Below are 6,173 nucleotides of genomic sequence, written 5' to 3' on the forward strand. Positions count from 1 at the left end.
CGCAGGCTGCGGCATTCCCGGATCGGCCCGGCCCGGCGGGCGCTGGAGGATCCGTCTTATGTGCATTTGCAGGAGAGCTTTGACGGCATCGGGTTGCGACCCTATGCGCCGGTGCATTTGCGGCTGGACGGAGACCTGGGCGCGGACATCAGCGCCGCCTGGGTGCGCCGCACAAGGATCGAGGGCGACAGCTGGGAGCTGGAGGACGTGCCGCTGGGAGAGGCGGCGGAATCCTACCGCATCCGGGTGATGCGCGGCGGCACGGTGCTGCGGGAGGCGGCCGCGGCGGCGCCGGAGTGGTTTTATCCTGCGGCAGCGCAAGCCGAGGACGGCGTGCTGGCCGGTGACATTCTGGAAGTGGCGCAGCGGTCGGCGCGGTTCGGCGCCGGGCCGGCGGCGCGGGCTGTGCTGGGATGATGCACCCGGTTCTGCCTGGCGATGTTGCCGCGGTGGCACGGGCCTTGCTGGCGGCAAGCGACGGGGACCGCTTGCGCCTGTGCCGCCGGATTTTCGGCGGCGCGGCAGAGGCTGCGGCGCATACGGCGCTGTTTGGCCGACTGCATCCGCGCTGGGGCGACGGGAGTCTCAGTGCGGCAGCGCGCCGGTTTGCACTGGCGGATGAACCATGTCTGGAGGATCCGGAGTATCTGCGCTGCACCCGGCTGGTGCTGCGCGAACTGGCGGCAGCGGTTGAGGCCTGCGGGGCGGCTCCCGCCCGCTGACCGGGGCAGGGCAGCTGCCCGGCCGGCTGTTGGGCGTGGCGCCGACTGAGCGGACTCATTCAATTCGAAAATATCCTCCATCACGGGTTTGCGTTTGCTGAAAAGAACCTTAGATGGGTAGTCTGAGCGGAGAAAGGGAGCAGATCCATGGCCAAAACACAGCAAGCCGTTACTCCGGTGGATCCCGTATGGGACCGCATCACCCGCGAAGCTGAGGAGGCCGTCGCCACCCAGCCGCTGATGGGCGGGCTGATTCACGCCTGTATCCTGCATCACAAGACGCTGGAGAAGGCGCTGTCCTACCGGATTGCGGCCAAGCTCTGCTCGAACGAGATGTCGATGATGGTGCTGCGCGAAATCGTCGATGACGCCTATGCCGAAAGCCCGGGCCTGCTGGAGGCGGCGCGCGCCGACCTGATGGCGATCAACGAGCGCGACCCGGCCAGCCACCGGCTGCTGCAGCCGATCCTCTATTTCAAGGGGTTCCAGGCGGTGCAGGCCTACCGGGTCAGCCATTGGCTGTGGGACCAGGGCCAGAAGGACCTGGCCTATTTCTTCCAGATGCGCACCTCGGAAATCTTCGGCATCGACATCCACCCTGGCGCCCGCATCGGCAAGGGGATCATGATCGACCACGCCCATTCCATCGTCATCGGCGAGACCGCGGTGGTCGGCGACAATGTGTCGATGCTGCATTCGGTGACCCTGGGCGGCACCGGCAAGGAAGAGCAGGACCGCCATCCCAAGATCGGCGACGGTGTGCTGATCGGGGCCGGCGCCAAGGTTCTTGGCAATATCAAAGTCGGCCATTGCAGCCGGATTGCCGCCGGATCGGTGGTGCTGGAGGAGGTGCCGCCTTGCACCACGGTGGCGGGCGTGCCGGCCAGGATTGTTGGCGAAGCGGGGTGTGATCAGCCCTCGGTCAATATGGACCAGGTGGTGCCGGCGGGGTCTTCGGCCGCGGAGTGAGCCGCCTGGGTCCGGCCCGGGAGTTTGAGTATTTCCGGAAAGATGAAGCGGGTGTTTGAAGGCCCGTCCTTCAGGCGGCACGGCAGGCGGCTGCGGGCCGCCGGCCGATACAGAACAGACCGGTACAGAACAGGCCGATACAGAAAAAGCCCCGGCGCCGAGCTGACGCATTCCGTGTGGTGGGACACTGGCCGAGGCCAACTTAAACCGTCTGCAATACGCAGGCATTGCTGCGCTTCTCTTTGGGGCGCAGTTTTTTATTAATCACCACATGCACTTATGATCTCCGTTTGCGGAAGAGGCTCCAGTCCCGAAACTTTCGGCTGTTTCGCCTGGTTGCTGCTCTCCGCTTCCCAAAGCGGTCTGTTATGGTCAGGCCGGAAAGACGGGCAGCATCAAAGAACCTGTGAAGCAGGTCTTCAATCTTCATTCGGGAAAGATTCGGCAGTTCGTAGGTTGCAACGATATCTACATCGGCAAGTAGAAAGGTTGCATCATTGCGCGCGTCTGCCACCCGGCGCCGAACGTCCTGAGACGTGACACCGATCTTGTGCAGGATGTGGCGGACCTCTTTTTTTCTGGGCGCTCTGACTTGCTGCGCGCCGCATAAATGGTGCCGGTCAGTTCCAAAGCATCCTCTTCCCATTCTGGGTCGAGAGGGCCAAGGCCTGGCCTGTGAATATAGCGGGCGGTTTTATCTGCCGCGAGGGCTTTGCGCAGAGAGGAGACAAAGGGGGCATTTTCCATGCCGTTGGAAAAGATTATCCTGAGGCGTTGATCTGGCTTCCCTCCGCGGCGGGTGTGTTCAGTCTTTTCGGCTATGTAGGCAAGCAACCCGCGATGAATGATGAAGTCACCCGAATGGATTCTGGAGCAGCGTTTCTTTTCGCAGGCTTGCCGTCCCGGTCCTTTGTTCTTTCATAAGCGCCATTCAGTGCAAACTCGTCAGGTTTGTCGAGAAGGCGCACCCCGCAAGCGCCGCACGAAGGTCCGTCGAGGACGCCAGTGTAGTTCCGCTACCGGTCGACCTCTTGCGCCAGATGGGCCGGGGAGAGGCGTGAGAAACCTGAATTGCATGGTGAGCCATCCCGTGTCTGACCGAGGCACCGAAGGGTCCGCTGATCAGACCACTCGTGAGGATTGCCCTCGAACTGGAATGCGCTGGAAACGCGAAGATGCTTCGCCTTGGAGCCAGCCAGCTTGTAAGCGCCGGGACCATTGGTCTGATAGAGCTTGAGCTGTTCTGGAGTGAGGTCCGGCCGCTTTGATCGCCAGAGTTCCCGCCGCTCCGCGCGCTCCGTCAATGGCTGACCGAAGTTGGAGCAGTCCGGACTACCGCAGGTGTTGAGCTTGTGCTCGCCTGAGCCCGGGTAAAGTTGCGAGAGTTTGAAGTTGAATGTAGCCAAGCCTGTCATCGGAACCTCAGATCTGCGCGGTTCCGCGTCGAGTCGATATTTCCGGCCAAAAAGCAGAAACCGCGCGCAATTTGGAGCGGTCACGGAAGAAAATCCGTGGATTCCGCACCACTGCGAACATCAAGCTTGTGACCGGGGGATATTGGCTCTGATTTTGAAAATCAGAAGCGAAAATGTTTGGTTCGTTCAAACGTTTCTCGCATTGAGTGACCGTTTGCGGTGCCCGAGAAAATTTTCGAGGGATTTTCGCGTTTCTACACCGGCATTTGCACGTCATTTTTCCATTCAAAAACGAAACCCTGCCGCGACTTGCGCGACAGGGTTTGTTGTTAGCGTGTCCCACCATACGGAATGCGTCAGCGCCGGGCCGGGGCTTTTTCCTGTCTTGCGCTGGACGCGGATCAGGCCAGCATCACCATCGGATTTTCCAGGTTGTCCTTGATCGCGTTCAGGAGTTCAGCGCCAAGGGCACCATCGATCACCCGGTGGTCGACCGACAGGGTGACGGACATCACGGTGGCCACGGCCAGTTCGCCATCCTTGCCGACGATGGGTTTTTTGACGCCGGCGCCTACGGCCAGGATGCCGGCATGCGGCGGGTTCACGATGGCATCGAAATTGTCGATACCGAACATGCCGAGGTTGGAGACCGCAAAGCTGCCGCCCTGGTATTCATGCGGCGCAAGCTTGCGGTCGCGGGCGCGTTTGGCCAGGTCCTTCATCTCGGAGGAGAGCGCAGACAGAGATTTCGTGTCGCTGTCCTGCAGAACCGGGGTGAACAGCCCGCCTTCGATGGCAACAGCAACGGCCACATCCGAGGCTTTCATCTTCAGCACCCGGTCTCCGGCCCAGACGGCATTGGCATCCGGCACCGATTGCAGCGCCAGGGCGCAGGCCTTGATGATGAAGTCATTGACCGAAAGCTTTACACCGCGGCCTTCCAGCTGCTTGTTCAGCTCACCGCGGAATTTCAGCAGCGCATCCAGCTGGATGTCACGGCGCAGGTAGAAATGCGGCACCGTCTGCTTGGCCTCGGTGAGGCGGGCAGCGATGGTTTTGCGCATGCCGTCCAGTTTGACTTCCTCAAACTCGCGGCCTTCGTACATCCGCGCAACCATGTCTGCCGAGGGGCCGGTTGCCGGTGCTGCGGCAGCCGGGGCTGCGGCGGCGGGTGCGGCACCGGCTTTTGCGGCAGCGGCCGCAGCCTGCGGTTTGGCGCTTTCGACGTCGGCCTTGACGATGCGGCCTTTGGGACCGGAGCCCGTGATCTGGCTCAGGTCCAGCCCCTTGTCCGCGGCAATGCGGCGCGCCAAGGGCGAGGCAAAGATCCGGCTGCCGTCGGCGCCCTGCGGCGCGGCGGGGGCGGCTTTGACTGCTTCCTTGGGGGCGGAGGCGGAGGCTTCGGATGCCGCCGGGGCGTCTTCCTTGGCCGGGGCAGCATCGCCGCCGGATGTCCCGGAGGCCTGGATGTCATCGGCGCTTTCGCCGTCTTCCAGCAGCACCGCAATCGGGGTGTTGACCTTCACACCCTCGGAGCCTTCGGAGATCAGGATCTTGCCGACCACGCCTTCGTCCACGGCTTCGAATTCCATGGTGGCCTTGTCGGTTTCAATCTCGGCCAGCAGGTCGCCGGAAGACACAGTATCGCCTTCCTTGACCAGCCATTTGGCAAGGGTGCCTTCCTCCATCGTGGGGGACAGGGCGGGCATCAGGATTTCAGTGGGCATCTTGAGGCTCCTTACCGGTAGGTCACTTGCTTCACGGCTTCGACCACCTCGTCGGTGGTGATCAGCGCGTGGCGTTCCAGGTTGGCGGCATAGGGCATGGGCACGTCCTTGCCGGTGCAGGTGATGACCGGCGCATCGAGGTAATCGAAGGCCTGCTGCATCACTTCCGAGGCGATGTAGCTGCCGACCGAACCCTGCGGCCAGCCTTCCTCGACCGTGACCAGGCGGTTTGTCTTCTGCACCGAAGCGATCACCGTGGGCAGGTCCATCGGGCGGATGGTGCGCAGGTCGATGACTTCGGCCGAGATGCCGTCCTGCGCCAGTTTGTCAGCCGCTTCCAGCGCATAGGTCATGCCGATGCCGAAGGAGACGATGGTCGCGTCGGTGCCTTCCCGCCAGATCCGGGCCTTGCCGAGGGGAACGGTGTAATCATCCAGCTTGGGCACGTCGAAGGCGCGGCCATAGAGGATTTCGTTCTCGAGAAAGATCACCGGGTTGGGATCGCGGATCGCCGATTTCATCAGGCCCTTGGCGTCAGACGCGGAGTAGGGCATCACCACCTTCAATCCCGGGATCTGCATGTACCAGGCGGCATAATCCTGGGAGTGCTGGGCGCCGACGCGGGCGGCCGCGCCATTGGGGCCGCGGAACACCATCGGAGCGCCCATCTGGCCGCCGGACATATACAGCGTCTTGGCCGCCGAGTTGATGATCTGGTCAATCGCCTGCATGGCGAAGTTGAAGGTCATGAATTCGACAATCGGGCGCAAACCCGCGAAGGCCGCGCCGGTGGCGATGCCGGCAAAGCCGTGCTCGGTGATCGGCGTGTCGATGACGCGCTTGGCGCCGAATTCGTCCAGCAGGCCTTGGGAGATTTTGTAGGCGCCCTGATATTCGGCGACTTCCTCGCCCATCAGGAACACGTCCTCGTCGCGGCGCATTTCCTCGGCCATGGCGTCGCGCAGGGCTTCGCGGACCGTGGTCTGCACCATTTCGGTGCCTTCCGGGTAGTCCGGTTCCAGCACGCGGGCGGGAACGGCGGGTTCCTTTTGCGGCGCGGCGGCGGCGGGTTCGGCGGCGGGCGCTTCCGCAGCGGGGGGCTCTTCCTTGGCGCTGCCGGCCTCGTAATCATCGGCGCTTTCGCCGTCCTCGACCAGCACTGCGATCGGAGTGTTCACCTTGACGCCTTCGGTGCCTTCACCGATCAGGATCTTGCCGACGATGCCTTCGTCGACGGCTTCAAACTCCATCGTGGCCTTGTCGGTTTCGATCTCGGCCATGATATCGCCGGAGTTCACGGTATCGCCTTCCTTGACCAGCCATTTGGCGAGCGTGCCTTC

5 protein-coding genes and 1 pseudogene are annotated in these 6,173 nt (G+C 62.7%); 3 read left to right on the forward strand and 3 right to left on the reverse strand.

From position 1 onward, the window contains the following. The 3 genes and pseudogenes from VOI29_RS21800 to cysE form a co-directional block, all read left to right on the forward strand. Positions 1–417, forward strand: a pseudogene (locus tag VOI29_RS21800) (baseplate multidomain protein megatron); the annotation flags it as partial. Then, complete coding sequence (locus VOI29_RS21805) at positions 414–722, forward strand: hypothetical protein (RefSeq protein WP_323783640.1); 309 nt, start codon at positions 414–416, stop codon at positions 720–722. The pseudogene VOI29_RS21800 and the gene VOI29_RS21805, both read left to right, overlap by 4 nt. A 147-nt stretch (positions 723–869) precedes the next feature. After that, on the forward strand, positions 870–1,691 hold the full coding sequence (gene cysE / locus VOI29_RS21810) for a serine O-acetyltransferase (protein ID WP_323783642.1): 822 nt from the start codon (positions 870–872) through the stop codon (positions 1,689–1,691). Positions 1,692–1,968: 277 nt separating this feature from the next. On the opposite strand, the gene VOI29_RS24745 is transcribed toward cysE, so the two are convergent. From VOI29_RS24745 to VOI29_RS21820, 3 genes are all read right to left on the reverse strand, one after another. Next, complete coding sequence (locus tag VOI29_RS24745; protein ID WP_416361575.1) at positions 1,969–2,337, reverse strand: GIY-YIG nuclease family protein; 369 nt, start codon at positions 2,335–2,337, stop codon at positions 1,969–1,971. Positions 2,338–3,507: 1,170 nt separating this feature from the next. After that, positions 3,508–4,833 (reverse strand): pyruvate dehydrogenase complex dihydrolipoamide acetyltransferase, encoded by a 1,326-nt coding sequence (locus VOI29_RS21815; RefSeq protein WP_323783644.1) that lies wholly within the window; start codon positions 4,831–4,833, stop codon positions 3,508–3,510. Positions 4,834–4,844: 11 nt separating this feature from the next. Beyond that, positions 4,845–6,173 (reverse strand): pyruvate dehydrogenase complex E1 component subunit beta (locus VOI29_RS21820; RefSeq protein WP_323783646.1); only part of this gene is annotated, 1,329 nt, incomplete at its 5' end.

The sequence above is a fragment of the Leisingera sp. genome (genome assembly GCF_034669605.1).
Classification (GTDB): Bacteria; Pseudomonadota; Alphaproteobacteria; order Rhodobacterales; family Rhodobacteraceae; genus Leisingera.